Source organism: Fischerella muscicola PCC 7414, assembly GCF_000317205.1.
Taxonomy (GTDB): domain Bacteria; phylum Cyanobacteriota; class Cyanobacteriia; order Cyanobacteriales; family Nostocaceae; genus Fischerella; species Fischerella muscicola.
Genome location: NZ_AJLK01000228.1, coordinates 1 through 885 on the forward strand (window position 1 = coordinate 1; position 885 = coordinate 885).

The 885-nt window shown below is 35.4% G+C and carries 1 protein-coding gene; it reads left to right on the forward strand.

From position 1 onward, the window contains the following. Positions 1-63: 63 nt before the first annotated feature. Positions 64-885: IS701 family transposase (locus tag UYI_RS0131370; RefSeq protein ID WP_026086298.1), on the forward strand; the 822-nt coding region annotated here is incomplete at its 3' end.

An 885-nucleotide genomic window follows, 5' to 3' on the forward strand; every position in this document is an offset into this window, starting at 1 on the left:
CCCTCTTTTGTCACTATTATGAGAGAATAATTGGGTAAAAACGATGAAAGCATTACAGGGATAATGTTTGAGTCTCGGCCAGCAGCGCCAACAGTAAAATTCGTGGACGAATATTGTCAGTGGTATAAAAAGCTGTTTTCAGATGTTAGGAGCTTTGAAGCATTTAAGTACCTACATGTGGGGTGTATTTCTGAATTAAAACGGAAAACCTTACCGGAAATAGCAAAAATCGTAGGGTTGGATAACCAGCAGGGCTTACATCATTTTTTAACTAAATCGCCTTGGGATATAGAAAAATTAAGAGCTTTACGTTTAGAACTAATTTTAGAAGTAATCAAGGGTAGACCAATCATTTTAATTATTGACGAAACTGGAGATAGGAAAAAAGGCTCGTCAACAGATTATGTCAAAAGGCAGTATATAGGAAATTTAGGAAAAATTGAGAATGGAATTGTTGTAGTAACAGCGTATGGTGTGTTCTGCGGAATGACCTTTCCATTACTGTTTGAAGTATATAAGCCTCGTGAAACATTGAAGCCAGGAGATAAGTATCTAACCAAACCACAAATAGCAGCCAAGTTGATGAAAAAGCTCAAGTCAATGGGCTTTAAATTCAATTTAGTATTGGCAGATAGTTTATATGGTGAGAGTGGTACTAATTTTATATCTGTGTTAGATGAAATGAGTCTCAACTACATAGTTGCGATTCGGTCAAATCATTATGTGGAGCTACTTCCAAAGCAACGTACTCAATATTTAGATTGGCAAAGATTTAAAAGAGTGTTTTCTGATCTCAATAGTGAAAAAAGATTTATTAGAGAGATAATTCACGGAAAACGTGAAGAACACAGATATTGGCAGATCACAACAGACATTGAAAAATTG